This is a genomic window from Clostridium porci, from assembly GCF_009696375.1.
GTDB lineage: Bacteria > Bacillota > Clostridia > Lachnospirales > Lachnospiraceae > Enterocloster > Enterocloster porci.
On record NZ_VUMD01000013.1, the window covers coordinates 1 to 26,325 of the forward strand.

The window sequence follows — 26,325 nt, forward strand, 5'->3', positions numbered from 1 at the left end:
ACAGGTTTGATTGTTTAGACAACGAAATCTACTAACCGATGGAACGCCGTGTGCGGTGAAAGTCGCATGCACGGTGTGAAGTGGGGGAAAAGCCTGAGATGATATCAGGGGCTTACCTATCACTATAAAACAGCGACTTTCTCGTTATGCTCTCGCAGGCGCAGGGCGACCGGCAGATTTTGGCGAAGCAGTTAGGGATCAGCCCCACCCAGTTATCCTTTGTCACCAACAGCAACAGCGGCGAAGGGCTCTTATTCTTCGGAAATGTGATTATCCCATTCTCTGACAGGTTCCCGCAGAATACCGAGATTTACCGTCTCCTGACCACCCGCCCCGAGGATTTGAAAGATGAAGGGGCGGGCGTATGACCGGGACACTTCGGGCCAAGTTGGCCCGAAGCCCATTCCAGCGGTACAGGAAATATCAAAGGATCAGGCCGTCAACTTTATCCATCAGTACCATTATTCAAAGGTCATGCCGCGGCTGAATCGGTTTTACTTAGGCTTTTTCATTAATGGGCGGTTAGCCGGTGTGGTGGTATTGGGATGGGGTACGCAGCCCTTGCAGACAATCCGCAAGCTGTTCCCCTGCCATGTACTGCGGACAACGGACTATATCGAAATCGGGAAGATGTGTTTCCTGCCGGACTTCAACGACACCCAATGCTTCGGAAGTATCGTTATTTCCCAGATGGTGAAATGGCTGAAAGCCAACACACGCTATCTGTATCTTTACACATTGGCGGACGGTATCATGGGAAAATGCGGCTATGTGTATCAGGCCAGCAACTTCCAGTATGTGGGGAGCTTCACAACAAGCGTTTATCGGGACAGTCTGACCGGGGAGAAAATCCACCCGCGAAGCGCCCGGCTCCTGCTGGAAGAAAACGCGGCCTTTGACGGCGTGGCAAAACGCTACTGGCTGACTTTTGGCTACTGCCAGTACAAGGGGATTGAGAAAATCAATGGCCGTATGTTCCGCTACCTGTACCCGCTTACCAAACGTGGGCGGAGGATTTTACAGAGCTACCCGGAGTATCAAGGTCTGGCCTATCCAAAGGATAAAGACCTGTTCTATTCCATGCGGAGCGCCCCCGGCACTTACATTCCAATTCAACAGCCCCGGTTTAACAAAGAGGTATGCCAGTTCAATGTCCAGAGATATTGACTGGTACATTTCATTTTTAGGGAAAGGAGGTTGATTTTATCGCAAAGTTTACAGACCGGACAACCAAAGGCAAGCCGGACACTTCGGGCCAAATTGGCCCGAAGCCCGCCAAGAAGAAACGAACCGCCCATGAACCGGAGAAACCGGGGCCTTCCTCCCGTCTCCACTTTGAGGACGAAGGAGAGACGGGAGCCAAGACAGACCCCCCGGAACCGGGAACTACCTCGGGCCAAGTTGGCCCGAAGTTCTCAAAGAGAGAGAAATTCAGGCAGGACAAAGACCGGGCGCGGCCCTCGGAGCGTTTACGCCGTGAAGGGGAACCGCCGCCCGGAGAAGCTGAAACAGATAGCAGCCCTAAAACAAAGGAGGCCCAAAAGACAGATAAAGCAAAAGCCCGGGCCGAGAAGGCCGGGGATAAACTCGGAGAAGCCCGCGCCAAGCTGGACGCACAGAAACCACAGAAGCCGCCCGGTATCCCCCGGAAACTGGCCCGGGACGCCAGAGCCGGGGCATGGATTTACGCCCATAACAAGATACATGAGGTGGAGCATGAAAATGTGGGCGTGGAAGGAGCCCATAAATCCGAGCTTGTGGCCGAGACAGGTATCCGCAGGGTGTCCCGGTTTGCCAAAAGGCGGTGGCGTACACGACACGCCCGGAGCGTGGTGAAATGGGAGAAAAAAGAAATCAGGGCAAATGCGGACTATGCGTTCCGGCAGATGGCCCAAGAGCACCCGGAGCTTTCCAGCAACCCGCTTTCCCGGTACGCACAGAAGTGGAAACTCAAACGGGAGTATGCCAAGCGGGCGCGGGAGGCGGCGAAGCAGGGCGCAAAGGCGGTGGAGAAAACCGCCGTTACCACGGAAAGACTGGCCCGGCGTGTGGCCCTCTTTGTGAAACGCCACCCGGTTGGCGTCCTGATTATGCTTGCCGTCCTTCTGGTGGTCATGCTGCTGATGGGCGCTTTATCCTCCCTCCCCGGCATGATTGGGGGCGGGGCCATGAACGCTGTTTTAGGTACTTCCTATGGTTCCGAGGACAGTGACCTGTTAGGGGCCGACGAGGACTACACGGCCTTAGAGCGGGCGATGGCGGACAGGATTGCCAATATCGAGAGCACCCACCCCAGCTATGACGAGTACCGCTATCAGGTGGACGAGCTGGGCCACAATCCCTATGAGCTGGCCTCCTACTTAACCGCAAAATTCCAATCCTACACCCGCGCCGAGGTGCAGGAGGAGCTTCAAGCCGTGTTTGACGCACAGTATAAGCTGACCCTGACCGAGACAGTGGAAATCCGTACCTATACAGACGATGACGGGGACGAGCACGAATATGAGTGGTACATTCTCACCGTCACCCTGAAAAACCGCACCCTGCCTATGGTTATCAACGAGCGGCTGACTGCCGACCAAAAGGAGCTCTATTCGGCTACCATGTGGACGAAGGGCAACAAGCCCTATCTGTGGGATAACATCTACACGGGCGGCGATACCGACCCTGGCCCCTCCTATGAGATACCGGGGGAGGCCCTGACCGACCCGGATTTTGCCGCTCTGATTGCCGAGGCGGAAAAGTACCTGGGCTACCCGTATGTGTGGGGCGGAAGCTCCCCGAGCACAAGTTTTGACTGCTCGGGCTTTGTATGCTGGGTATACACCCATTCCGGCGTTTACAACCTGCCCCGTACCACGGCAACCGGGATTTACAACCAATGCGCCATTGTGCCAAAGAGCGAAGCCCGGCCCGGGGATCTGATTTTCTTTACCCGTACCTATGACAGCGCCGGGCCTGTCTCCCACGTCGGCATTTATGTGGGCGACAATATGATGATCCACTGTGGCGACCCCATCAAATACGCCAGTATCAGCACGTCCTACTGGCAGGAACATTTTTACGCCTTCGGGCGGCTCAACTGAAAAAGGAGGTTTTGCATGAGCAGTAAAATTGACAAGGTATGCGCCGAGATTGAGAAGGTCAAGGCGAAAATCAGCGAACAGCAGTCCCGGCTCCGGGAGCTGGAACGCCAGAAAACCGAACTGGAAAACACGGAGATTGTGGAGCTGGTGCGTTCTCTCAACCTGACGCCCGCCGCGCTGGCCGACTTCCTGAAGGAGCAGAAAAAGGCCCCTGCCGCTTCGGGCCAAGTTGGCCCGAAGTCCGGCGAAAGAAAGGAGGAACCGGCTGATGATGAAAACTAAATCCCGTATGACGGCGGCGCTGGCCGCCGTTTTTCTCTGCCTCCCTGTCTTTACACTTCCGGCCTACGCACAGAGCACCGAGCCCACGGAGGAACCGCCCGCACAGGAGGAAACCACCACCGCAAAGCCCTTCACCCCGGAGGGAACCGGCACAGTGGTTGACAACGCCACCGACGAGGACGGAAAAGAGTTTTATACCATTCAGACACCGGACGAGCACATTTTCTTTCTGGTCATTGACAAACAGCGCACAAGCGAAAACGTCTATTTCCTTGACGCTGTGACGGAAAAGGATTTGCTCTCCCTCGCGCAAAGTGAGAAGGAGCCCGAGACGGTGGAGCCGGAACCGGAGCCCACACCTGCGCCGCAGGAGCCCGCCGACGAACCGGAACCCGCCCCGGCCCCAGAGCCCGAAAAGAAAGACAGTCCCATCGGAACAATCCTTCTGGTGCTGGCCGTGGCGGTCATCGGCGGCGGGGCCGGCTGGTACTTCAAGATTTACCGCCCGAAACATCAGGCTCCCGATCTGGACGAGGAAGAAATCGACTTTGAGGAAGAAGGGGACGAGCCGGACGGGGACAGCGACCTTCCGCCGTGGGACGAGGACGAGCTGGAGGAAGGAGACGAACCGGGGAAGGAGGACGTGGAATGAATTTTACCGACAGCCCCTATGAGCGAATGATGAAGCAGGTTCCCCGGCCCTCCCGGCACGACCCGGAGCCCTGCCCCGCCTGCCGGGAACGCGGCGGCGATTGCAGGAAGAAGCGGCGCACCCTGATTGTGGAGCTCCGCAGGACTTCGGGCCAAGTTGGCCCGAAGCGGTGATGTGCCGGGAGCTGACCCGTGACGAGAGGAAAACAATCCGGCGGCTGGTCACGGGCATGTGTGCCAACTATGACAGCGAATACGGCTGTCTCCCGCTGGACTGCCCCTGCTATATGCTCGGCAAGTGGTGGACGGGGAGCTTGTGCCGTTACTTCCGGGCGGCGGTGCTGCCTCTGGCTCCGGTGCTGGAAGCCTCTCTTACGGGGGAGGCGGCGGGGCCGGAAATAAGGCGCTGTGCCGTATGCGGGAGGGCCTTTATCCCCGAGGGGCGGCAAGCCTACTGTTCTGAAGCCTGCAAGGCCGAGGGCAACCGCCGCCGGAGCCGGGAGCGTATGCGGAAAAAACGGGAGAAAAACAGGGAGCGGTGTTACGATTAGGCCCTGTAAAACCCCTGTGTTTCCGGGCTTTCCGCGCCCGGTTTGAGCGGTCTTAATATCAATCTACGTCTTACCCCTGTTTTGTGGGGTAAATCGTAACAAATAGGACTTCGGGCCAAGTTGGCCCGAGGCTGGAAGGAGGAATTATTTGGACGGGTATAAATACTACTCTACACAGCGGCCAGTGGATATATGGACGTTCCCTGAACCGCCCGACAACAAGCCCGTGGAAATTAAAAACTATGACTGTGATTTCCGTATTCCCATACCGGGGGAAGCCTTCCGGGCGTGGGGTGAACTGATTTACGCAAAGCCGTTGACAGATAAGCAGATGGAGGACTACGAACTGAAACCCTCCCGGCAAAATCCAGACCTGAAAAAACGCATGGAGGAACAGACACAGGCCCTCGGAAAATGGGAGGACAGCCGCCATTTCTCCGAGCGCAAACGGCTGACTTGGTTCCACCCGGATTTTGGTTCCTATGTGTTGAAAGACTTTGTGACCCCGGAACAGCTCGCGGAGCGGTTTGAAATTATGCAGGAATTACAGGCGGAGCGCAGAGAAAAACTTTCGATTGCCGCCCAGCTCCGCAAGGGCTCGAAGCAGGCAAAGGATCATCAGGAACCGCCCGTAAAGAAAAGTGGCCCCGCCCATGAGGAAAGATAGGAGGTATTTCATGCAGGAAAAGGATAACCCTTTGAAGTCGGCGGAGCTCTCCGCTGAACAGAATTACAACATGATTGACGGTGTGCTGAACAACACGCCGCCCGCCCCGGTTCCCCCGGAACTGGAAAAGCCGCTGGATAAGGTAAAGGAGCCGCCCCACCACAAGCGGAGCCGGGAGCGGGAGGAACGGTAATGCCCCGCCGCAGGCGGAATATCCCGCTTTATGTGATGGTATCCCCGGAGGAACTGGAACAGCTCCACGCCCGCATGGACGAGGTAGGCGTCCGCAACATGAGCGCCTTTGTCCGCAAGATGGCCTTAAACGGCTATATCCTCCATGTAGACCTTTCGCCCGTCCGGGAACTGGTTTCCCTGCAACGGCGTTGCTCCAACAATCTGAATCAGGTGGCAATCCACGCCAATACCTACGGCGTGTACCCGGACGAGATTGCCGGGCTTCAACAGGACTACGCCGAGCTATGGGGGCGTATGAATGACATACTGAAACAGCTATCCGCCATTGTGGATCTGTGAGCATGGGGAGCGGGGGCCGGGCCTTCGCTCCCCTGCTTTTTCTCTGTCCAGGAGCTTCGGGCCAAGTTGGCCCGAAGTATGCCGGGACAAGATTTGCAAAGTCCCGACAACATTGTTGTCCGGCCCCTGAAATGGTAAAATTATAGTAGGATAAAACAAGAAAGGGGCTGTATATATGAGACTGATATTTAAGAGTTTTGCTTTGCCGTTCCTGCTGGTTCTGTCGCTTCTGGTGGCGGTGCTGATGTTCCTGTTTGATGTGGCCGGGTGGCTTTTGTCTCTGACCTCCGGGGTGCTGGCCCTGATTGCCGTGGGCCTGTTCGTGCTTCAACATCAGCCTGTCGGCGGCGTAGCGTTTCTCGTCCTGGCTTTCCTGCTCTCGCCCTATGGGCTCCCGGCTATCGCGGAATTTATTATCAGCGCATTAGACGGGCTGAACTATTCCCTCCGGCGTTTCATTACAGGCTGACAGGCGGCGGGACTTCGGGCCAAGTTGGCCCGAAGCAGGAACGGCAAAACGGCGGCTCTGCGAGGCCGCCGTTCTTCATGGAATGGAGGTGAGATATGGCAACTACCCGCCATTTTACCCGGCATATCAATGTCGGGGAGACGATAGCGGAGGCAATCAAGGACTGTATTGACTACGGAAAAAATCCCGATAAGACCCGGGGCGGCAAACTTATCTCCGCTTATGAGTGCGACCCAGCCACAGTAGACGCAGAATTTTTGCTTTCCAAGAGCAAGTATAAGGCCATCACGGGCCGGGTGCAGAAGTGGGACGAGGACATTTTATGTTATCAGATACGGCAATCCTTCCTCCCCGGAGAAGTGACCCCGGAAGAAGCAAACCGTATCGGCTACGAGCTCGGCATGAGCTGGACAAAAGGCAACCACGCTTTTATTGTCACAACACATATTGATAAGGCACACGTCCACAACCATATTTACTACAATTCAACGTCTCTTGACTGTACCCGGAAGTTTCGGAATTTCTGGAATAGTTCTTTTGCAATCCGGCGGGTAAGTGACCGGATCTGTCTGGAACACGGGCTTTCGATTGTGAAAAATCCGAAGCCCCGGAGTAAGGGCAAGTTTAAGAATTACGGGGAATGGCTTGGGGATAACAAACCGCCCACCTTTCAGGAGCGGCTGCGGGCGCAGATCGACGCGGCCCTCTTGCAGAAGCCCGCCGATTTTTCCGCGTTTCTTTCACTGATGAAGGCAGCGGGCTACGAGGTCAAACACGGGCGCGGCGGTGCTCTCTCGTTTCGCTGTCCCGGACAGGAACGGTTTACCCGTTGCCGGGCCTCCACACTCGGGGAGGGTTACGGGCCGGAGGAGATACGGGCCGTTATCGAGGGCCGAGCCCCCTTGCCCTCCAGCCGGGCGGCGGAGCCTGTGAAACCGGGCCGCAGGCTCAACCTGATTATTGATATTCAGAACCGGCTTCAAGGAAAAGGCCCTGCCTATAAGCGGTGGGCAAAAGTATTCAACCTAAAGCAGATGGCGGCGGCTCTGGCTTACTTGCAGGACAACGGCCTGACGGAGTATGAGCAGTTGGAGAAAAAGGCCGGGGAGGCCACGGAGCGTTTTCACGTTCTGGCCGGAAAAATCAAAACAGTGGAGGCCGCGCTTGCCGCCAATGCGGAGCTCAAAGGAGCCACGGTAAACTATGCAAAGACCCGCCCAGTGTTTGAGGCGTACAAGGCTTCACGGTACAGTAAAAAATTCCTTGCGGAGCATGAGGCAGATATTGAGATTTACCGGGCGGCCCGGGCTCAAATGAGCGCCATTTTAGAGGGGGCGAAGCTCCCGAAGATAGAGAAACAGAAGGAGGAAGGCCGCAGGCTGGCGGCTGAAAAAAAGGAGCTGTACGCCGAGTACCGGGAGGCCCGGAAAGATATGCGGGAAGTCACAACGGCAAAAGCAAACATTGATTATCTGCTCGGCCTGACTGGGCAGGAGAAAAACAAGGAACAGGAGCGATAGCGAATGAGACGCAACCAATCGAGCGGAGCGCCGGAGCTTCGGGCCAACTTGGCCCGAGGTTCCGCAGGGTTTGGGGCTGGCCCCAACAAGCGGGATTTTTCAGGTTTCGGCGGGAGCCGGAACGTGGAAAATTCGCAAGTGTATAGACACTTGCATCGCTTGCCATTTAGCGTTTCCCAGGGAAACAGCGTCTGCCACAAAGACGTTGACAAGTGGACTACAAAGTGTTATTATGAAAACGGACTACAAGATGTTATTAAAGGAGGGCTAGAGAAAAAATGATTGGACAGGTATCGGATTCTGAATTAGAATTGATGAAAATTATCTGGAACGAGGGCGGCAAGGCCCTGTATGCCCGGATAATGGACGCGTTGGAGGAAACGGGCAACCACTGGCAGAAAAACACGGTGATTACTTTGCTATCCCGTCTGGTAGAAAAGGGGCTACTGAAAACCAATAAGATAGGCCGACGCAACGAATACATGGCTATCGTTACCGAAGCGGACTATCAAGCGGCACAAACAAAAACCTTACTCGATAAACTCTATGAAGGTGACGCAAAAGGGCTTGTATCTACGTTGATACAAAGGGAAATGCTCACCAGCATGGACTACGAAGATTTGAAAAAGTTTTGGGAAGGTGGCGGTGGGATAGATGAACGAGATACTTAAAATTGTTTTGTCGCTCTCCTTTTCCGGGTCGCTGTTAATTCTTGTCCTTCTTCTCTGCAAGCCTCTATTCAGGAACCGGATAAGCAAGCGTTGGCAGTATTATATCTGGCTGGTGATAATAGCTCGTTTGCTCTTGCCATTTGCACCGGAAACAAGCCCCGTCGGAACCCTGTTTCATCAGGTAGACCGTATAATTGTGCAGGCAGACACAGCGCCTACTCCCAGACAAAATATAGCGCCCATCTTGCGAGATAATACAGTGATTAAGAATGAAACTGCTCCGAAAAGTGGGGAAACGGACGTCGCACCGATACCACAAAGATTTTTTTCAGTCGTAATACAAAATCTCTGGCTTGCTTGGCTGGTAATGGCGTTAATTCTGATAATACGGAAAATTACAATCTATCAAGATTTTGTGAAATATATCAGGGCTGGACACGCGGAAGTTTCCGACACGGCGATTTTAGACCGATTGGCTCTGATTGGAGAGAAAGCAGGAATAAAAAGGCCAGTAGAGCTATACACAAACAGCCTCATTTCCTCGCCGTTGTTGCTTGGCTTTTTCCGGCCCTGTATCGTGCTACCCTCCACAGATCTAACGCTCATTGATTTAGATTATACCCTCCTGCACGAACTGACGCATTACAAACGCTGTGATATGTTTTATAAATGGCTGGTACAGTTTGCTATCTGTCTGCACTGGTTCAACCCGCTTGTTTATGTGATGGGGCGGGAAGTGGGCCGGACATGTGAACTTGCCTGTGATGAAACCGTTATCAAGGCGCTCGACCCGCAAGGACGCCGGGCCTATGGCGATACCCTGTTAAATGCGATTGAGGCCGGAGGGAGCTATAAAGATGCACTTGCTTCTGTTACATTAAACGAAAATAGAGAGTTATTAAAAGAAAGGTTAGGAGCTATTATGAAATATAAAAAAAAGTCTAAAGCTACAATAGTTATTACATCTTTGCTAACAATTTTATTGACTATTGGGGCGATTTCTATGGGAGCTTATGCGGCTTCGGAAATATCGTTTGCTGACAATGAATTTAATCATTTTGATAATCCCATTAATACAGAATCCATACCACCTGATAGCATATTACAAGATTTCCAAAGCGAAAGCTATTACCGTGATTTTTATGCACTGATGACCGATGAAAATTATGAAATTAGTGGAACAATATATCAAAATATAAATCCACGGAGTTTAGTTCGTTTTGAAAAGTTATCTGATACCAAACTTACAGTAAGTGGAAACATGAGTCTGGTAGAAGGAGAAATAAAACTGGTTTATAAGGATGAAGCTGGAACATTGGTTACGATTGCGGAGGGAAAAGCAGAAACCGAAGAACCTGTTTCAATTTTTTATGAAATTGAAACATCTGAAAAAGGAGAAATTTACTTTGAAGCAACCTCTGCCATTTGTAAATTTGACTTAAAATTTTCCAATGCAGACGGAACTTCATATTTTCTTACAGAAGTAAATCCCATTGGGCTTACCTATTAATTACGAGAAGAACATAGCATGAAATTTTACAATAAATATCTGTCAACTGAAAATAAACGTAGTATTACTTCGGGCCAAATTGGCTCGAAGTAATAGAATAGACGAAATCCTCACCGCTTCAACGGCGAAAGAAAAAAACCGTCGTTGCGGGGGGTATTTCGTGTTGTCTCTTTAAGGGAGCGGCGGTTTTGAAATGACAATTTCAAGCCGCCGTTTCCTATTGAAAAAATAGTTTAACGGGGGGCGTGATAAAGTCGCGCTCTTTAAGACACGGCGGTACAAGGAGGGGCCGCCGTGTTTATCTATCATCGACATAATATTACAAATATCGGTTTGCTAAAAAAAGCTGCGTTACATGGTGGGATAGCTACGCTCTCTATGTAGTCGAAACCTGTCAATTCTGCGCCTGCCTGGTCGTTTTCCAGTCGGGCGCTTTTCTTTTGCCGCAAACTGGCTTCGGGCCAAATTGGCCCGAGGTTCCAAACAAAGGGGAACTGCCCCGCTGTCGCTCCCCTCCTTCTCCATTTCGGTTCACTCGTCCACCAAAACCGAAATGGAGGTATCACTATGAAGAAAATCAACTTGCGGGATCTGTACCCGTTTTATCATAACGACCTGTTTGTGGAAGTCTCTGACGAAGTGGCGGCGGCTCTGGCCGAGGCCGAGCGCATGGAGCGGAACTATATCCGTCGTGTGTACTGGAACAAGGCGTATTTTTCGCTGGACGCCGGAGACGGTATCGAGCACGAAGCTCTTTTTGTTGCCCTTTCTCCCTGTGAGCTTTACGAGCGCAAGGTTACGGCGCAGGAGCTCCGCGCTGCCCTGAACGCTCTCCCTGATACGCAGGGCCGGAGGGTCTACGCCCATTACATACTCGGAATGAGCAAAAGTGAAATTGCAAGAGCCGAGAGAGTCCATGAGAAAACAGTTCGGACTTCGATTGAGCGCGGGCTCCGCAACATGGAAATTTTTTTGAAAAATCGTATCTAAACCGGCCCGATTTTGCCCGTTTATTCTCATGGCTAATGAGAGGGATAACTACCTCGGGCCAAGTTGGCCCGAGGCTTGAAGCTCCCCCGTGTAGCTTGACAATTTCATAAAAAGATACCCGGATACGAAGGGTGCGTATGCTGAGTGACAGGCCCGCCATGACATCTATTGCCAGAGAATAGAGAGAGCGACAAGGCCCATGCCGCAGGCGGGCCGTGGCTGGTTCCGCCGGATAAAGCAGACAAGCCCCGATACTTGCGTTTAGTCATAGTCCGAGCGTTGAAGCGGCCAAAAGGCCGTGAGCCGTCGCAGGCATTGAGAACGCCTTGCCATAAGAATGGGGAGAGGTGAAATTCCTATGGGGTGGACAAGCCGTCGCCCGTCCGGGTTATCTGTTGAAGCAAACGATCAGGAGCGCCGGGCCGGATATTCTGTCTGATAACAGCCCAAAACTTCCCGGCCCTGCGCTCCACCTATTTTTTGATAGGGAGAATCGAAATGGAAAAAGATTTGACTTTAGATATGATGTTGACCGAACGGTGGAGCAACAACGCCTGTCGTGGTTACGTCATTTGGGCGATGGAAAACTGTGACTTCAAGCCCGAGGATATTAAACGGGTGGTTCGTGAGCTTCACTGGGTTTTCGATATGAAATCCATTGAAGAAGCGGACGAGCACTATTGCCAGAGCCCCTACTAAACTTTTCTTCTCTGCTCTGGCCTCGGGCCAAGTTGGCCCGAGGTCTTATGAGCAGATGGCAAAGGGCGGCGCGTGAGAGCGGGCCGCCTTTTGTCATTTCCTCATAGGACAATCAGGGAATGACATACACATGGAAGAAAGGGGGCGAATATCCATGCAACAACAAATTCATTTAACGGAGCTCGCGGGCGTAGATATAACGGCAGTCAACAAAGAGGACTTAGTTGACGTGTCCGGGCTGGCCTTCGATAACGCGATTCCGAGAGAACAGCGGGCGGCGCAGGTGCTCCAAAAAGTAAAAAATCCGTACTGCTTTCGAGTGGGCGATATGGGCGTAAAACTGGAATTTCTGGATAGCGCCCCGCCCCTTCAAGATTGCTTCACTGACTTCCTACAACGTAAAAAGAGCGGCCTGTAACCAGTGTGCAGGCCGCTTGTGTCGGCCTCTGGACGAGATTTACGAGGGCCCGACAACATTGTTCACCGCGCCTATAAGGAGTATAATATAGGTGTAACGTGATAGGGGAAGGAGGTTCACATGGCACGCAAGAGCCGTACTATCACAGAAGCGATAAAACAAAAATTCAGGGTATGGAGAATTGCAATCTATATCCGGTTATCGAAAGAGGACGCCCGGAGTTTTGACGAGAGCGAAAGCGTTTCAAACCAGCGGGCTATTATTGAAGAACATATCGCCAGCTTTAACGATGGAGACGAATATATCATTGTTGACGAGTATGTAGATGACGGAATTTCAGGCACAACAGATGATGAACGGGAAGATTTTCAAAGAATGTTGTCCGATATTAAAAAGGGCCTCATTAACTGTGTGATTGTCAAAGACCTTGCCCGTTCTTTCCGAAATTACAGCGATCAGGGCTATTATTTAGATGATTGGTTCCCGAGATTTAACGTCCGTTTTATCTCCCTCTATCATCAGCCATTAGACAGCTACAAAGAGCCGCAGAATATGCGAAGTATCGCGGTTCCCATTCAGGGCGTTTTGAATGAAAACCATTGTGCGGAGACTTCCGATAAGGTACGGGAAGTATTTGATATGAAGCGGCGCAACGGAGAACATATTGGTTCTTTTGCCGCTTATGGCTACATAAAAGACCCCAACGATAAAAACGCCTTAGTGGTTGATGAAGAAGCCGCCGAGGTAGTCCGGGAGATTTTCACAAAGTTTCTGGACGGAATGAGTAAAAACGCGATTGTTCATTATCTCAATGAGCACGGCGTACTTTCCCCCGCCGCCTATAAGCGGGAGCGGTTAGGGCTCAAATACCAAAATCCGAGCATTGACCCGGCAAAGCGGCCCTTGTGGGGCGCTGTGACAATCACAGGAATTTTGAAAAACCGTATGTATTGCGGGGATATGGTACAGGGCCGTTATCGTGTGAAAAGCTATAAGATACACGTTCAGGAGGTCGTACCCGAGGACGAATGGTATATAGTGGAGAATACCCATGAAGCCATTATTGACCGTGACACCTTCGACAAGGTATAACGGCTATTGCTCCGGGACACCCGGACGGCCCCACAGAAAAAGCAGATTTATCTGTTCAGCGGTTTTCTTCGGTGTGCTGATTGTGGTAAAGCTATGACCCGAAGCAAGGTAGGCGGGACGGTTTACTATTATTGCCGTACCTACAAAGACCAATCTAAAAGTGCCTGCACGAAACACACGATTAGACATAACCGCTTAGAGGTGGCCGTTCTCTATGCAATTCAGCAACAGGTCTATTTGGCGGTTGATTATACAAAGACCATAGAACGGATAAACCGGGCTCCACTCGTCAAGAGCCAGTCAAAGAAGTTGGCAGACGCTATTGAACAGAAAGAACGGGAACTCGCCAAAATTGCCCGATACAAACAGGCAATCTATCAGGATTGGAAGGACGGGGAGATTACCCATTCCGACTACCGCCACATGAAAGAGGACTACGAGGAACAGGCCGAGGCACTAAACGAAGTCATTGAAAAGCTCCGGGCCGAACAGGCAGAGCTTGAAAATGGTATTGATACCGAAAACCCGTTTTTGAAAGCGTTCAGGCAATACGGCAACATTGAAAAGCTGACAAGAGATGTTCTGATTGAATTGGTTGACCATATTAAGGTATACGAGGGCGGGAACATCAGCATAGTATTTAGGTTCGCTGACGAGCTCCGCAGAATACAAGAATTTATCGAGGTCAACAATCCGAGTGAAGCGGTTTAGAAGAACCGCATTTTAATAGGTGGTACACTTTCCTAATAAAAGTGGCCCGGTGGAGATTCTGGGACCTCATTTGCGCTTCCGGACAAACTTTTCCACGAATCTGGGATGGGATGGGATCATGGTTGCATTGGTAGCCAAGAATAATCCAGTAGCAGCAGCTGTAGTTGCAGTGGTATGGGGAATGATCAAAGCCGGGTCACTGTCCATGGAAAGAATGACCAGTGTAAACCGGATTCTGGTAACTCTGGTACAGGCACTGTTTGTATTGTTTATTACTCTGGATTTCAAATCAATTATGAAGAAAAGACACAATAAGGGAAAGGGGAGAAATAAATGCTGGAATTATTTTTAGGACCTCTTGTTATGGCATCGACTCTTCGCCTTATGACACCCGTGCTGTTTGTAGCTATGGGGGGAGCGTTCGGGCATAAGGCCAATGTATTGAACATTGGCTTGGAGAGCTTTATGGCTTTCAGCGCGTTCTTTGCCATGTATGGCAGCTATCTGTTTGAAAATCCCTGGATGGGCCTGGTGTTCGGGGTGACTTCATCGGCGCTGGCCTCCTGTATTTTTGCGGTTTTTGTGCTTTATTTTAAATCCAATTCTGTGGTAGTTGGAATCTCTCTGAATCTTGCCGGCTGGGGCGCGACTACATTTTTGCTGGACGCGCTGCTGGATACCAGGGGAGTATTTATTGATCCAAGGATCAAAAGCTTTGGGTCCATAAAGATTCCCGTGGTGGAACATATTCCTTATATAGGGGAAGTGGTGAGCGGACAGAATATCCTGATCTGGTTAAGCATTGCCCTGGTGATAGCCGCTTATGTGGCGATATATAAAACTTCCTTCGGACTGCGGCTGAGAGGCGTGGGAATCAAGGCGGTAGCGGCTCAGACGGTAGGAGTCGATTCGGTGAGGTACCAGTGGATCGCTATTTTGTTGGGCGGCATTTTCAGTGGTTTTGGCGGAGCATTTCTGACGATTGGCGGGTCGTCGATGTTTACCGAGAATATTTCGGCAGGAAAAGGCTTTCTTGCCTTGGCGGCCATTATGGTAGGAGATGGAAATCCGGTAAAGACGGCCCTGGCCTGCCTGGTATTTGGCTATACCCAGGCACTGTCCGTTACCCTTCAGAGTATCGGGCTGCCGTCTCAGATCGTGATTTCGATTCCGTATCTGATTACGATCCTGATTCTGTTTGTAAGCGCAGTGGTTTTGGAGAAAAAGAGGAAGTGGAAGAGTATATATTCTTAAAGCAGTATATGGAACGATATGAGAAAAGAGCTGATCGGTCATAAAGTCAGAGGATCGAACAGCTCTTTTTATGTTTGTGTCCTCTTAATACAAATCGGGGTATTAGGAGAAAAACAGCTCGTGCAGGCGTATATGTTCAGTTATGCCAAAGAGACCTAGTTAATTGGCTTAGGGTGGTGGGTGGTATGGTTTTATAGATGCGGTTGTAGCAACGATGCTCACTGCGTCCGCAGAGTGTATCTTGGGGTATGTTTCCAGAAACTGCTCCAGATTGCACTGCCGGTTCCCATCTTTGGAACGATCCATTTGAATCTCCCAGTTGGGTATGCATAGATATTTTCCACCGCGTGTTCGTTGATGATGACATGAAGGCAGCTTTCATGGCCAGTCGCTTCATAGTCAGACGAATCGAATGGAAGCAGGGGGCATACCGTCCCAAATCATGCGGCCGTCGCCGTCTAGGTATATCTGATCCATAGAACCATAAATAGTTATAATTTCATATCTAAATATAAACTGATTATAGTTATATACGAAACGCACCGAATATAGTTATACTTATTGTATAAATAACAGGAGGTGACGCCTATGTTCAGCATAGACAAAACACTGCTCAATCCCAATATGCCGGTTACAATTCGGTTTACTTCGATTCTTTATGAATGGCTTCGTCACAAGGCAGAGAAAGAGGGAATATCCTTTAACCAAATGGTCTTGCTGTGTTGCAAATATGCAATGGATGAAGGGGATCAGGATACGGAACCAAAGAAAACAGGAGATTAGGCAAATGAATATAGATAATCTGGAGATTGGAATCTGTGATGATTCTCCGGAAGATTTGCAACGGATTCAGTCGGAATTGTGCAAGGCAGTAAAGAACCTGGGAGAGAGGGATTTCTCCCTATATTTGTACCCGGACGGGAAGTCTATGTATAAGGATAGCCGAAACCGGAGATTCAGCCTCGTATTTTTGGACTGGGAGATGCCAGAGATAGATGGCTTTGATCTGGCGGGGCAGCTCTATATTGATAATCCGGATTTGAAAATTGTATTTGTATCCAACTATGAAAATATAGTATTTGACGCCTATGAGTATACGCCTCTGTGGTTTGTAAGGAAAAGCTCCCTGGAACGGGATATGATGAAGGCATTGCAGAAATATTTGAATATGACGGCAAAAAGACAGATTCGTTACAGAATGAAGGATGGCTTTGGCCTGCGTGATGTGCGCCTGAATTCAATCATGTATGTGGAGTGCAGCGGACATAGCCTCACGGTTCGGATGAGGAATCAGACTTCCTTTCAGCTGTATGGGACACTAAAATCCCTTGAGGAAGAATGGAGGCATAATGGCTTTGTCAGGATACATAAAAATTATCTGGTCAATGCAAAATGCATTAAGGAAGTTGGAGCCAGGACAGTTAGGCTTTTAGACGGTACAGAGCTGGACTTGGGGAAAAACAGAAGAAAGAAGATAACAGAATCAGTAAATCAGCAGAAAGAAAGGATGCCTTAAGATTACGGAGTATATTATACATGCATTGTCAGCCGTAATTGCGCTGGAGTATATAAATCACACGTTTCGCAGAAAATATAAAGGTTTTAGTTTTTTCTGTGTCTGCCGGGCTTTTAATGTATGTTCTTTCGGTAACATTATGACATGGAAGTAAAACTGGACACGATTTATGGTCTGTTGGAAAAAGAAGGATATGAGGACGCGAAAATGTACGTTAGGAAATTAGGAGCGGAGTGTGACGGCTGCATGGAGCTGCCAAGAGATACTGGAAATAAGGGACTGAATGCAGCTCTTATGAAAGGGGCACAAAGGTGCAGGAAAAAGAACATAAGGTTTCATTATGTGGTTCTGGGACGTCCGGTGGAGATAGATTGTATGGATATGGGGAATTTGGTTGACAATCTTCTGAAAAATGGAATTGAAGCTTGTAAAAGCATGAATGGGAAAGGCCAGGTGGAGATCGTCATAAGGAAAGAGAACGGTATAGTAGAAATCGAGGTGGAAAGTACCATAAAGGAATCTGTTCTCAAAACAAATTCGAAAATGAAAAGCACAAAAAAGGGAAAAGGAAGGTACGGCTTCGGAATGGAACGTATTCGGAAGATTATAGAGCTGTACCATGGGGAATATGCCTGCTGGGAAGCGTTGGAGGATCATACCCTATGGCTTGTGCAGAGCATCTATTTGAACATTCAGAAAAGCCTGGAGGAATCGATTTCCTGAAAGAAATCGTCTGCTTATGGCGAAAGTTGCTTATAGTCAATAAAGACATAAAGCGTACTGAGGATAAAACAGCGGAAACGAAAGAAAATATGACAGGATTGACAGAATGATGGAATCAGGATAGACTTGATGTAATATATTGACAGTACCAGAATGAGAAAAGAGGAATCCTGATGAAAGTAGCTGACATGCATTGCGACACCATATCAGAACTGTACAAAAACCATTTGGAGGGAGGCGGCGCATCCATTCTGGAAAATGATTTGATGCTTGACCTTAAAAAGATGAGGGCCGGAGATTATGGTATTCAGAACTTTGCCCTGTATACCAATCTGGAGCGGGCGGGTGGACGGCCCTTCGAATACTGCATGGAGCTTTTAGACACATTTTATACAGAGATGGAAGCCCATCAGGATGAAATTGGGATTGTAGTCTCCTATGAGGATATAGAGAAAAACTGGAAGGAGGGAAAGATGTCGGCCCTTCTTACTATAGAGGAAGGGGGAGTGTGTCAGGGAAAGCTGGCTTTTCTTAGGAATTTTTACAGACTGGGGGTGCGTATGATGACGCTTACCTGGAATTTCCAAAATGAGCTGGCATTTCCAAACAGAAGGGAGGTTCTGCCAGGAGGTAAGCTTCAAACCGTGGCTGACACGAAGCATGGCCTTACGGAAACTGGAGTCTGCTTTGTGGAGGAGATGGAGCGTCTGGGTATGATAATAGATATCTCTCATCTGAGCGACGCAGGAGTCTGGGATGTGATCCGTTTCACAAGAAAGCCCTTTGTAGCCAGCCATTCCAATGCCAGAGCTCTGGCTCCCCATCCCAGGAATTTGACAGATGGGATGATTCGATGTCTGTCGGAGCGTGGCGGTGTTATGGGAATTAACTATTATGCTCATTTCCTCAGCTATTTTGGGGAGGGAGAGACGGCTGTCAGCAAGGTTTCCTGCATGGTGGAGCACATGAAGCATATCCGCCGGGTAGGAGGTATTCAGTGTATAGGCCTAGGATCGGATTTTGATGGTATTGACGGTGAGCTGGAAATGAAGGATGCCTCCAGGCTTGGTATGCTGGCCGACGCTATGTCTGCTTCTGGCTTTACTGCCTCGGAGATAGAAGCGGTGTTTTATAAAAATGTTCTGAGAGTGTACAGGGAAGTGCTATAGGCAGATATAGATTAAAGGAAACCTCTGATGGGCTAGCTTATTTCTGAATATTACAGATATTTTACATATCCATAGGGCAAATTTTACTTGTATTTGGTATACTGTTTACAAGATTAGGCAAAGGAGCCGGAAAGGGCAGGAAATTACAGGAATGGAACGGATTTATATTATAGAAGATGACGAGAATATCAGAAATCTGTTGAAGATTGCGTTGGAGGGGTTTGGTTATGAAGTCGAAGGATTTGAGACTGCTGAGGAGGGACTTGTCAGGATGAAGGAGGAGGCTCCTGACCTGGCAATTTTCGATTGGATGCTGCCAGGAATGGATGGGATCACGGCCATCCGCCAGATTCGCCAGACAGAAGGGGCGAAGAATCTGCCTATTATGCTTCTGACGGCAAAGGAGAAGGAGCTGGATAAGGTGGTGGGGCTGGATTGCGGGGCAGACGACTATATGGTGAAGCCCTTTGGCGTTTTGGAGCTGTCCGCCCGGATTAGAAGCCTGCTGCGTCGGGCAAAGAGAGAAGAGAATCGGGCTATTTTGTCCTACCAGGACATTTCTGTAAATAAAAAAACAAGAGAAGTTACCAGCAGCGGGAGAAATACAGAGCTTACGTTAAAAGAGTTTGAACTGCTGGTTTATCTTCTGGAGAATCAGTCTCGTGTGGTTACAAGAGATGAGCTTCTAAATCAGATATGGGGGTATGAGTATGACGGAGAGACCCGGACGCTGGATATGCATATCCGTACCCTGCGTCAGAAGCTGGGAGAGGAAGGCGGCTCCTGCATAAAAACTGTGAGAGGCGTAGGATACCGGATGATAAAGGCAGAAGGCTGAGCGTATAATATGCAAATATACGCTTCAGGCCTGAAAAGAAGCGGCAGTAGGAGGAAATGAATATGCGTAAGGCCATAATGGAAAAATTTATTCTGGTACTGCTGGCGGCGCTGTGTTTTAACAGCGTCATTTTTTATCTTGCCAGCAGCACAATGATTCTTAGAACATCCAGAAGGGACATGACCTATACCATAAAGGCTCTGGACAGTATTCTGGAATATGATAAGGACATTCTGTCTCAGATGAATAAGCTGGAGGCATTTACAGCTCAGGATTCCAGCCGGGTGACGCTGATGCAGACAGACGGGACGGTAATTGCGGATTCGGACGCGCCCGTGGAGAAACTGGACAATCATCTGGACAGGGAGGAGATGAGGACTGCCTTGGAGCGAGGGGAGGGATATGCCAGGAGGTATTCCAAGACTCTCCGCAAAACGATGCTCTATGTCGCCTGCCGATCCGAAAAGGCAGATATGGTACTCAGGCTGGCTGTGCCTTATTCTGGAATCAGCCAATATCTGCCCATGCTGCTTCCGTCGGCGCTGATAAGCTTTCTGGTTGCCATGGCCTGCTCCATCGTGGCTTCCCGCCGCTTTGTTTCCTCAGTGACCCGGCCTCTGCGCCATATTTCCAGGCAGATGCTGGCTGCAAAGGAGGATTATACCCAGCTTTGCTTTGAGCAATACCAGTATCCAGAGATCAACGTGATTGCAGAGACGATTATGAATATGTCACGGGAGGTGAAGGAATATCTGGGACAAATAGAGAAGGAGAAGCACATACGCCAGGAATTTTTCAGCAATGCGTCTCATGAACTGAAAACGCCTATTACCTCTATACAGGGTTATGCAGAGCTTTTGGAGGGCGGTATGATTCAGGACGAAGATATGCAGCGGGATTTTGCCAGACGGATTAAGAAGGAAGCAGCCGGTATGACGGGGCTTATTAACGATATTCTGATGATATCCAGGCTGGAGGCTAAGGAAGCCGAGGTGACTATGTCCGATGTGCGTATCAGCGTGCTTTTGGAGGAAATTGCAGCCAGATTAAAGCCTCAGGCTGCCTCAGGTCAGGTGTTTCTTCATATCGACTGCCAGCCGCTGTGCCTGAAAGCTAATGTGCAGCAGATGGATGAGCTTCTCACAAACCTTTTGAGCAATGCCATCAAATATAACCGCCCCGGCGGACAGGTGTGGGTATGTATAAGGGAGCAGGATGGGAATATGGTGATCCGTGTGAAGGATAATGGAATGGGAATCCCTTCCGACAGCCTGGATCGCATTTTCGAACGGTTTTACCGGGTGGATAAGGGCCGCAGCCGCAAGCAGGGCGGCACTGGACTGGGGCTTTCCATTGTAAAGCATATTGTGAATTTCTATCATGGGAATATTACCGTGACTTCAAAGCTGGACAGGGGTACTGAGTTTGTAGTATCCATTCCCATGACAGAGGCATAAAATGGATATTTGGGGATTGTATTAAAAAAATGCCCTTTGCTGCTTTAAAACCACAAAATTTTAAAGCAATAAAATTGACGGAAATATTTTTTGGTGGTATGATAGAAAGCATCCAGAGGAAGGATAGATTTTTATAAAAGAGGAGAGATTATTATGAAAAAGACAGCTAAGGTTATAGCGTTTATGACGGCTGCGGCTATGGTACTGTCTACGGCTGCCTGCGCTTCCGGAACCGGAAAGCCTGCAAGTCAGGCAGCAGATACCACTGCCCTGGAGACAGGTACAACCACAGCGGAGGTTGCTTCCCAGAAGGCAGAGGGAGGGGATGCTCAGGCTGCCGCCGGCGGTTATACATATAAGATTGGTGTGTTGCAGCTGGTACAGCATACGGCTTTGGATGCCGCGAACGAGGGCTTTATTGCCGCCCTTAATGACGCTGGCATCAAGTATGAGGTGGATCAGCAGAATGCTTCCGGCGATCAATCTACCTGTGTAACCGTTGCTTCCAAGTTCGCCAATGATAAGAAGGATTTGATTCTTGCGATTGCAACTCCCGCAGCTCAGGCTGTGGCAGGCGCTGTTTCCGACACTCCCATACTGGTTACTGCTGTTACAGATCCTGCTGAGTCCGGACTGGTGGATACCAATGAGAAGCCAGGCGGCAATGTAACCGGTACTTCTGATTTGACTCCTGTAAAGGAGCAGATTGCTCTGTTACAGAAAATTCTGCCTGATGCAAAGAATATTGGCATTTTGTATTGTTCCGCTGAGTCCAATTCTGAGATTCAGGCTTCTGCAGCAAGGGAGGCTATTGAAGCGGCAGGTATGTCCAGCAAGGATTTTACTGTGTCTAGTTCCAATGAAATTCAGACGGTTGTTCAGGCAATGGCAGGCAAGGTAGATGCTATCTATGCTCCTACGGACAATACCATTGCAGCCGGTATGTCCACGGTTTCTATGGTTGCCAATAAAAATAATCTGCCTGTAATCTGCGGTGAGGCTGGCATGGTAGAGAACGGCGGTCTTGCCACCTATGGTATTGATTATTATCAGCTGGGCTATATGACCGGACAGCAGGCAGTGAAGATTCTCACAGAGGGAGCTTCACCGGCCGATATGCCTATACAGTATCTTCCGGCTGAGAAGTGTAAGCTTACAGTGAATGATGAGACGGCTGCTGCACTGGGAATTGACGTGTCAGGTCTTAAGTAAGCAGAAGGATGGAAGGATATGAAAGAGGTGCTGTCCCGGTGGGGAAGACAGGAAAGCTTCCTGCCGGGGCAGCGCCCCCTTTGACGTTTTAAGGCTGTTTAAGCGGCTGGGCTTGGGGGGTGGAATGCACCAAGGAAAGCTCTTTTCTTCCGGCAGGGACTCTGCTGCTGTGAGGCGCAAGGGTAATATGCCAAAACGGGGCGGATTTATTGTATAAATGGTTTGCTCAAGCTGCGCTGAAAAGAAGCCAGCAGGAAGGCGGTTTGAGCAAGGCATTTACGGGAAGGACAAGCTAAAATCAATGGTTTACGGAGGTTAAATATGGATATTATAAGTTCTCTGCATGGGATGGGGCCTGCCCTTTTGGATGCAACAGGCCAGGGTGTTCTTTGGGGGATAATGGTGCTGGGCGTATATATTACATACAAGCTGCTGGACATTGCAGACTTGACGGTGGACGGAAGCTTTGCCCTGGGAGGCTGCGTCTGTGCCGTTCTTATTTCGAAGGAGGTCAGTCCTGCCGGCGCCCTGCTTCTGGCTGCCCTGGCAGGTATGGCGGCTGGCTTTGTGACGGGCATCCTTCATACTGTATTTGAGATTCCTTCCATTCTGGCGGGAATACTGACCCAAATCTCGCTCTGGTCCATCAATCTTTGGATTATGGGAGACAAGAGCAATGTCTCTCTCTTAAAGGTGAATACGGTTATGAAGCAGCTGTCTTACATGACGGGGCTGACGGAATCCCAAGCCTCTCAGCTTGTAGGCGTTTTTACGGCGTTGGCGGCGGTAGCGCTTCTTTACTGGTTTTTTGGAACGGAAATCGGCTGTGCCCTCAGAGCTACGGGCAATAATGAGGATATGATCCGCGCTCTGGGAGTGAATACCGGCTTGACCAAGCTGCTGGCTTTGGGGCTAAGCAATGCTCTCGTAGGTCTTTCCGGCGCTCTGGTATGCCAGAGCCAGAATTATGCGGATATCCAGATGGGTACGGGAGCGATTGTAATCGGCCTGGCGGCTATTGTGATCGGAGAGGTGCTCTTTGGATGGATGCGAAACTTTGCGTGCAAGCTGGTTGCGGCAGTCGTTGGTTCGGTTATCTATTTTGCCATTCGCGCGGTGGTAATACAGCTGGGTATGAAGCCGAATTATATGAAGCTTCTCTCTGCGGTAATTGTGGCCCTGGCTTTGTGCATACCTGTGGCAGTAAATAAATTAACGGCTTATAAATCATATTCAGAAAGAGGGGAAGAGCAGTGCTGATTCTGAGCAATGTAAAAAAGACCTTTAACAAAGGCACTATCAATGAAAAAAAAGCCTTAAACGGCATCAGTCTGACCTTGAATGAGGGAGATTTCGTTACCATTATCGGCGGAAACGGGGCAGGAAAGTCCACAATGCTGAATATGATTGCGGGGGTTTACCCCATTGATTCGGGCAGGATTGAGATTGACGGGGTCAATATTTCCAGACAGCCGGAGTACAGGCGGGCCAAGTACATCGGGCGTGTGTTTCAGGATCCCATGAAGGGAACGGCAGCAGGGATGGAGATTCAGGAAAATATGGCGCTGGCCTTTAGAAGGGGACGTTTAAGAGGTTTAGGCTGGGGAATCACAGCAAAGGAGAAGGATTATTACCGGGATTTGCTGACCCGGCTGGGGCTGGGGCTGCAGACCCGCATGACCAGCAAGGTAGGGCTTCTCTCCGGCGGACAGAGACAGGCTCTTACCCTTCTTATGGCAACCATCCAGAAGCCCAGGCTGCTGCTTCTGGACGAGCATACGGCAGCCCTGGATCCCCAGACGGCCAGGAAGGTGTTGGACTTAACCAATGAGATGGTGACGGAGCAGAAGCTGACAGCTCTTATGGTTACTCATAATATGAAGGATGCCATTCAAATTGGAAATCGTCTGATTATGATGAATAACGGCCGGATTATCTATGACGTATCGGGAGAGGAAAAGAGAAAGCTTACAGTAGAGGCGCTTTTGAGAAAGTTTGCGCAGGCCAGCGGAGAAGAGCTGGCTAATGACCGTATGATGCTGTCAAAATAGGCTTAACGTAAATTTAATAATTTTTTTACATTTTGTAATATGGTTTTATGGTATACTTTACGCTGTATAGCTATTTGTGTGCAATAATGAGTTGGAGACGATACATAGTATGTTTGATGGTAATAAGCACTATCTGTCTAGGCTTAACAAAGCTAGAAGAAAACGCAATCAGAGATTTGATCCCCGGTATGCGATTTTGCTTTTAGGCGCTTTTTTGCTGGTTGGTATTGTTATAGTAGGCGCTCAGGCATTGAAAAAGCCAGTGTCAGGAAAGGCTGCGGCTTCTCCGGCAGAGGCCCGATCCAACGGGACGGGAGCCGCTTCATTCAAAGGACAGCCAAAGACCCTTTCGCCAGAGGAGGAGGCGGCCCGCAAAGAAGCACAGGAGAAGCAGGCGGTTATAGATTCGTACAGCAATCTGGGGATTGTACAGGTCTCAGGATACTTAAATATCCGCGAAACTCCCAGCATAGATGGAAAGATTACCGGCAAGCTGTCAGGGGACGGAGCCTGTGAGATTCTGAGCACGGAAGGTGATTGGTCTCATATCACCTCAGGCGGTGTGGAGGGATATATCAGCAACCAGTATCTATTGACAGGGGCTGAGGCGAAGCTGAAGGCAGGGGAGCTGGTAAAGAAAAGGGCCATTGTTACTGCAGATAATCTGAATATTCGCCAGGAGCCGGCTTTGGACCCGGGAAATGTTATCGGACAGGCCCTTCTGGGAGAGCGCTATGTGGTGGTAAGTCAGAAGGAGGGCTGGATTCAGATAGAGGAAGGCTGGATTTCCGCTGATTATGCCAATGTGGACTGGGCGCTTAATGAAGGACGTAAGCTGGATAAGAAGGCTATGGCGATCAACCAGTATAACAACCTGGTTATATCTAAGGTAAATAACTATCTGAATGTGCGTGAGGAGCCCAAGCCTGACGGTAAGATTATCGGCAAAATGACAAGTAAGGCAGGAGGTGAGATTCTGGAAACCCTGGACGGCTGGTATAAGATTAAATCAGGTCCGATTATCGGATACATTACATCAGATCCTCAGTATACGGCTACCGGACAGGAGGCCAGGGATATTGCCATGGAGACGGCCTCTCTTCGGGCGGTGATCAACACGGATGTGCTGAATGTACGGACAGAGCCCAGTACGGACGCCAAGGTATGGACCCAGATTGTCAAGGACGAGCGATACCCGGTTCTGGCCCAGCTGGACGGCTGGGTGGAGATTGAGCTGGACAGCATTGATGAAGAGGATGGAAGCACGGCGGATAAGGCTTACATTTCCACCCGTGATAATAACGTGGATGTACGCTATGCTCTTAACGAAGCCATCAAGTTCTCTCCTGCTGAGATCGCGGCCAGCAATGCGGCGTCCCGCCGTTCCAAGATTGTAAACTATGCTCTTCAGTTCGTAGGAAACCCATATGTGTGGGGCGGAACCAGCCTTACAAAAGGAGCGGACTGTTCTGGATTTACGATGAAGGTTATGCAGAACTTCGGCGTATCCCTGCCTCATTATTCAGGCGCTCAGGCCAAGATGGGAAAGGCCGTGAAGTCCTCGGAAATGAGACCTGGCGATCTGATTTTCTACGCAAACAGCAGTGGTACGGTGAATCACGTTGCTTTGTATATCGGCAATGGACAGATTGTACATGCAGCCAGCCGCAAGAGTGGTATCAAGATCTCCGCCTGGAATTACAGGTCGCCTGTGGCTATCAGAAATGTATTAGGCGATTAGATTGAAATTTAAAACCGGTCAGCAGAATTTGCTGGCCGGTTTTTTTAGCGGTAAAAACATGGCCCTAATCCAGCAGGGGCAAGTCCTGCTCTGGGTATTACGGCTCAGTGTAACAAAGGGTATCTGAAGGATTGAAATCACATATAAAGCACTTGTTGCGTATATCGTTTGCAGCCGTTTGTAAGCCCTTGGTTATATTACAAGATGACGGATAAATTGGGTTTTATTTAATATAAAATGTGCATTAGTGAGATAATAGAAAAAGCGATTCTGATTTTTATTCTATATTTTTGAAATTAAAGTTATATTTCATACTATAAAATAGTATAATTATACTAATACCTGTGTTGTGTGGAATCGGGACATGCAGTACATGTAAATTACATTCGTTTTTCGCTGGCTGATACGATTTTTATGGATCAATACCATCAGAGATTGGAGGTGTATAAAAGGCCGGATTGGTTTATACTGCGGCGGATTTGCGATCAGTATCCTGATTCTCGCAATCAACGG

At 49.7% G+C, this 26,325-nt stretch carries 28 protein-coding genes and 2 pseudogenes; 29 read left to right on the plus strand and 1 reads right to left on the minus strand.

Annotated features, from left to right (window positions below):
• Positions 1-128: 128 nt before the first annotated feature.
• From FYJ39_RS14015 to FYJ39_RS14115, 19 genes and pseudogenes are all read left to right on the plus strand, one after another.
• Positions 129-368 (plus strand): annotated as a pseudogene (locus tag FYJ39_RS14015) (hypothetical protein); the annotation flags it as partial.
• Entirely contained in the window at positions 349-1,167 is an 819-nt protein-coding gene (locus FYJ39_RS14020) for a Mom family adenine methylcarbamoylation protein (protein ID WP_154473095.1), read from the plus strand. The pseudogene FYJ39_RS14015 and the gene FYJ39_RS14020, both read left to right, overlap by 20 nt.
• A 38-nt stretch (positions 1,168-1,205) precedes the next feature.
• A complete protein-coding gene (locus FYJ39_RS14025) occupies positions 1,206-3,086 on the plus strand; it encodes a CD1108 family mobile element protein (RefSeq protein WP_328597556.1) in 1,881 nt (626 codons plus the stop codon).
• A 15-nt stretch (positions 3,087-3,101) separates the two neighbouring features.
• A complete protein-coding gene (locus FYJ39_RS14030) occupies positions 3,102-3,368 on the plus strand; it encodes a DUF4315 family protein (RefSeq protein WP_154473097.1) in 267 nt (88 codons plus the stop codon).
• On the plus strand, positions 3,355-4,020 hold the full coding sequence (locus FYJ39_RS14035; protein ID WP_407923846.1) for a DUF4366 domain-containing protein: 666 nt from the start codon (positions 3,355-3,357) through the stop codon (positions 4,018-4,020). The genes FYJ39_RS14030 and FYJ39_RS14035 overlap by 14 nt, the downstream gene beginning before the upstream one ends.
• A 100-nt stretch (positions 4,021-4,120) precedes the next feature.
• Entirely contained in the window at positions 4,121-4,570 is a 450-nt protein-coding gene (locus tag FYJ39_RS14045) for a cysteine-rich VLP protein (protein ID WP_456236689.1), read from the plus strand.
• Between the two features lie 148 nt (positions 4,571-4,718).
• The gene (locus FYJ39_RS14050) at positions 4,719-5,237 is read left to right on the plus strand and encodes a defense against restriction DarA-related protein (RefSeq protein WP_154473100.1); all 519 of its coding nucleotides are present in this window, start codon (positions 4,719-4,721) and stop codon (positions 5,235-5,237) included.
• 10 nt (positions 5,238-5,247) lie between these two features.
• Positions 5,248-5,430: a DUF4316 domain-containing protein gene (locus FYJ39_RS14055; protein WP_044902020.1), complete on the plus strand. Its 183-nt coding sequence runs from the start codon at positions 5,248-5,250 to the stop codon at positions 5,428-5,430.
• Positions 5,430-5,771 carry a plasmid mobilization protein gene (locus FYJ39_RS14060; RefSeq protein ID WP_154473101.1) on the plus strand — a complete coding sequence of 114 codons (342 nt, stop codon included), beginning with the start codon at positions 5,430-5,432 and terminating at the stop codon, positions 5,769-5,771. Before FYJ39_RS14055 ends, FYJ39_RS14060 begins: the two co-directional genes overlap by 1 nt.
• A 175-nt stretch (positions 5,772-5,946) precedes the next feature.
• The gene (locus tag FYJ39_RS14065) at positions 5,947-6,240 is read left to right on the plus strand and encodes a CD1845 family protein (protein WP_154473102.1); all 294 of its coding nucleotides are present in this window, start codon (positions 5,947-5,949) and stop codon (positions 6,238-6,240) included.
• 95 nt (positions 6,241-6,335) lie between these two features.
• Complete coding sequence (locus tag FYJ39_RS14070) at positions 6,336-7,760, plus strand: relaxase/mobilization nuclease domain-containing protein (RefSeq protein ID WP_154473103.1); 1,425 nt, start codon at positions 6,336-6,338, stop codon at positions 7,758-7,760.
• 278 nt (positions 7,761-8,038) lie between these two features.
• Positions 8,039-8,431: a BlaI/MecI/CopY family transcriptional regulator gene (locus tag FYJ39_RS14080; RefSeq protein WP_154473104.1), complete on the plus strand. Its 393-nt coding sequence runs from the start codon at positions 8,039-8,041 to the stop codon at positions 8,429-8,431.
• Entirely contained in the window at positions 8,415-9,941 is a 1,527-nt protein-coding gene (locus FYJ39_RS14085) for a M56 family metallopeptidase (RefSeq protein ID WP_154473105.1), read from the plus strand. The genes FYJ39_RS14080 and FYJ39_RS14085 overlap by 17 nt, the downstream gene beginning before the upstream one ends.
• 567 nt (positions 9,942-10,508) lie before the next feature.
• Positions 10,509-10,931, plus strand: a complete 423-nt coding sequence (locus FYJ39_RS14090; RefSeq protein ID WP_154473106.1) for a sigma factor-like helix-turn-helix DNA-binding protein — start codon at positions 10,509-10,511, stop codon at positions 10,929-10,931.
• Between the two features lie 498 nt (positions 10,932-11,429).
• Complete coding sequence (locus FYJ39_RS14095) at positions 11,430-11,630, plus strand: hypothetical protein (protein WP_054348079.1); 201 nt, start codon at positions 11,430-11,432, stop codon at positions 11,628-11,630.
• 154 nt (positions 11,631-11,784) lie between these two features.
• Positions 11,785-12,048: a DUF6870 family protein gene (locus tag FYJ39_RS14100; RefSeq protein ID WP_154473107.1), complete on the plus strand. Its 264-nt coding sequence runs from the start codon at positions 11,785-11,787 to the stop codon at positions 12,046-12,048.
• Between the two features lie 120 nt (positions 12,049-12,168).
• A pseudogene (locus FYJ39_RS14105) lies at positions 12,169-13,851 on the plus strand (recombinase family protein).
• A 118-nt stretch (positions 13,852-13,969) separates the two neighbouring features.
• Positions 13,970-14,203, plus strand: coding sequence for a hypothetical protein (locus FYJ39_RS14110; protein ID WP_195840441.1), 234 nt, complete (start codon positions 13,970-13,972; stop codon positions 14,201-14,203).
• Complete coding sequence (locus FYJ39_RS14115; protein WP_154473108.1) at positions 14,185-15,105, plus strand: ABC transporter permease; 921 nt, start codon at positions 14,185-14,187, stop codon at positions 15,103-15,105. The genes FYJ39_RS14110 and FYJ39_RS14115 overlap by 19 nt, the downstream gene beginning before the upstream one ends.
• Positions 15,106-15,273: 168 nt before the next feature.
• On the opposite strand, the gene FYJ39_RS14120 is transcribed toward FYJ39_RS14115, so the two are convergent.
• Entirely contained in the window at positions 15,274-15,411 is a 138-nt protein-coding gene (locus tag FYJ39_RS14120) for a hypothetical protein (protein ID WP_154473109.1), read from the minus strand.
• Between the two features lie 282 nt (positions 15,412-15,693).
• Between FYJ39_RS14120 and FYJ39_RS20545 the strand changes: the two genes are divergently transcribed.
• The 10 genes from FYJ39_RS20545 to FYJ39_RS14165 all read left to right on the plus strand — a co-directional run bounded on the left by FYJ39_RS20545 (position 15,694) and on the right by FYJ39_RS14165 (position 25,812).
• Complete coding sequence (locus FYJ39_RS20545) at positions 15,694-15,888, plus strand: hypothetical protein (protein WP_195840442.1); 195 nt, start codon at positions 15,694-15,696, stop codon at positions 15,886-15,888.
• 4 nt (positions 15,889-15,892) lie between these two features.
• Positions 15,893-16,621: a LytR/AlgR family response regulator transcription factor gene (locus FYJ39_RS14125; protein WP_178258191.1), complete on the plus strand. Its 729-nt coding sequence runs from the start codon at positions 15,893-15,895 to the stop codon at positions 16,619-16,621.
• 144 nt (positions 16,622-16,765) lie between these two features.
• Complete coding sequence (locus FYJ39_RS14130) at positions 16,766-17,344, plus strand: GHKL domain-containing protein (protein WP_154473111.1); 579 nt, start codon at positions 16,766-16,768, stop codon at positions 17,342-17,344.
• 173 nt (positions 17,345-17,517) lie between these two features.
• A complete protein-coding gene (locus FYJ39_RS14135; protein ID WP_154473112.1) occupies positions 17,518-18,513 on the plus strand; it encodes a dipeptidase in 996 nt (331 codons plus the stop codon).
• A gap of 151 nt (positions 18,514-18,664) precedes the next feature.
• Positions 18,665-19,351: a response regulator transcription factor gene (locus tag FYJ39_RS14140; RefSeq protein ID WP_154473113.1), complete on the plus strand. Its 687-nt coding sequence runs from the start codon at positions 18,665-18,667 to the stop codon at positions 19,349-19,351.
• Positions 19,352-19,413: 62 nt separating this feature from the next.
• Entirely contained in the window at positions 19,414-20,808 is a 1,395-nt protein-coding gene (locus FYJ39_RS14145; RefSeq protein WP_154473114.1) for a sensor histidine kinase, read from the plus strand.
• Between the two features lie 153 nt (positions 20,809-20,961).
• Positions 20,962-22,020, plus strand: a complete 1,059-nt coding sequence (locus tag FYJ39_RS14150; RefSeq protein ID WP_154473115.1) for an ABC transporter substrate-binding protein — start codon at positions 20,962-20,964, stop codon at positions 22,018-22,020.
• Positions 22,021-22,341: 321 nt separating this feature from the next.
• Entirely contained in the window at positions 22,342-23,280 is a 939-nt protein-coding gene (locus FYJ39_RS14155; RefSeq protein WP_195840443.1) for an ABC transporter permease, read from the plus strand.
• On the plus strand, positions 23,274-24,071 hold the full coding sequence (locus FYJ39_RS14160) for an ABC transporter ATP-binding protein (protein ID WP_178258513.1): 798 nt from the start codon (positions 23,274-23,276) through the stop codon (positions 24,069-24,071). Before FYJ39_RS14155 ends, FYJ39_RS14160 begins: the two co-directional genes overlap by 7 nt.
• Before the next feature lie 109 nt (positions 24,072-24,180).
• Positions 24,181-25,812 carry a C40 family peptidase gene (locus FYJ39_RS14165; protein WP_154473116.1) on the plus strand — a complete coding sequence of 544 codons (1,632 nt, stop codon included), beginning with the start codon at positions 24,181-24,183 and terminating at the stop codon, positions 25,810-25,812.
• The last annotated feature ends 513 nt before the right edge of the window (positions 25,813-26,325 follow it).

What these genes read in the sequence shown, in the direction of transcription:
- FYJ39_RS14065 (WP_154473102.1), top strand. Translation starts at nt 5,947, where the DNA reads ATGAGACTGATATTTAAGAGTTTTGCTTTGCCGTTCCTGCTGGTTCTG.
- FYJ39_RS14100 (WP_154473107.1), top strand. Translation starts at nt 11,785, where the DNA reads ATGCAACAACAAATTCATTTAACGGAGCTCGCGGGCGTAGATATAACG.
- FYJ39_RS14095 (WP_054348079.1), top strand. Translation starts at nt 11,430, where the DNA reads ATGGAAAAAGATTTGACTTTAGATATGATGTTGACCGAACGGTGGAGC.
- FYJ39_RS14110 (WP_195840441.1), top strand. Translation starts at nt 13,970, where the DNA reads ATGGTTGCATTGGTAGCCAAGAATAATCCAGTAGCAGCAGCTGTAGTT.
- FYJ39_RS14030 (WP_154473097.1), top strand. Translation starts at nt 3,102, where the DNA reads ATGAGCAGTAAAATTGACAAGGTATGCGCCGAGATTGAGAAGGTCAAG.
- FYJ39_RS14145 (WP_154473114.1), top strand. Translation starts at nt 19,414, where the DNA reads ATGCGTAAGGCCATAATGGAAAAATTTATTCTGGTACTGCTGGCGGCG.
- FYJ39_RS14135 (WP_154473112.1), top strand. Translation starts at nt 17,518, where the DNA reads ATGAAAGTAGCTGACATGCATTGCGACACCATATCAGAACTGTACAAA.
- FYJ39_RS14155 (WP_195840443.1), top strand. Translation starts at nt 22,342, where the DNA reads ATGGATATTATAAGTTCTCTGCATGGGATGGGGCCTGCCCTTTTGGAT.
- FYJ39_RS14060 (WP_154473101.1), top strand. Translation starts at nt 5,430, where the DNA reads ATGCCCCGCCGCAGGCGGAATATCCCGCTTTATGTGATGGTATCCCCG.
- FYJ39_RS14085 (WP_154473105.1), top strand. Translation starts at nt 8,415, where the DNA reads ATGAACGAGATACTTAAAATTGTTTTGTCGCTCTCCTTTTCCGGGTCG.
- FYJ39_RS14150 (WP_154473115.1), top strand. Translation starts at nt 20,962, where the DNA reads ATGAAAAAGACAGCTAAGGTTATAGCGTTTATGACGGCTGCGGCTATG.
- FYJ39_RS14055 (WP_044902020.1), top strand. Translation starts at nt 5,248, where the DNA reads ATGCAGGAAAAGGATAACCCTTTGAAGTCGGCGGAGCTCTCCGCTGAA.
- FYJ39_RS14080 (WP_154473104.1), top strand. Translation starts at nt 8,039, where the DNA reads ATGATTGGACAGGTATCGGATTCTGAATTAGAATTGATGAAAATTATC.
- FYJ39_RS14090 (WP_154473106.1), top strand. Translation starts at nt 10,509, where the DNA reads ATGAAGAAAATCAACTTGCGGGATCTGTACCCGTTTTATCATAACGAC.
- FYJ39_RS20545 (WP_195840442.1), top strand. Translation starts at nt 15,694, where the DNA reads ATGTTCAGCATAGACAAAACACTGCTCAATCCCAATATGCCGGTTACA.
- FYJ39_RS14140 (WP_154473113.1), top strand. Translation starts at nt 18,665, where the DNA reads ATGGAACGGATTTATATTATAGAAGATGACGAGAATATCAGAAATCTG.
- FYJ39_RS14070 (WP_154473103.1), top strand. Translation starts at nt 6,336, where the DNA reads ATGGCAACTACCCGCCATTTTACCCGGCATATCAATGTCGGGGAGACG.
- FYJ39_RS14130 (WP_154473111.1), top strand. Translation starts at nt 16,766, where the DNA reads ATGGAAGTAAAACTGGACACGATTTATGGTCTGTTGGAAAAAGAAGGA.
- FYJ39_RS14120 (WP_154473109.1), bottom strand. Translation starts at nt 15,411, where the DNA reads ATGGATCGTTCCAAAGATGGGAACCGGCAGTGCAATCTGGAGCAGTTT.
- FYJ39_RS14165 (WP_154473116.1), top strand. Translation starts at nt 24,181, where the DNA reads ATGTTTGATGGTAATAAGCACTATCTGTCTAGGCTTAACAAAGCTAGA.
- FYJ39_RS14020 (WP_154473095.1), top strand. Translation starts at nt 349, where the DNA reads ATGAAGGGGCGGGCGTATGACCGGGACACTTCGGGCCAAGTTGGCCCG.
- FYJ39_RS14125 (WP_178258191.1), top strand. Translation starts at nt 15,893, where the DNA reads ATGAATATAGATAATCTGGAGATTGGAATCTGTGATGATTCTCCGGAA.
- FYJ39_RS14115 (WP_154473108.1), top strand. Translation starts at nt 14,185, where the DNA reads ATGCTGGAATTATTTTTAGGACCTCTTGTTATGGCATCGACTCTTCGC.
- FYJ39_RS14035 (WP_407923846.1), top strand. Translation starts at nt 3,355, where the DNA reads ATGATGAAAACTAAATCCCGTATGACGGCGGCGCTGGCCGCCGTTTTT.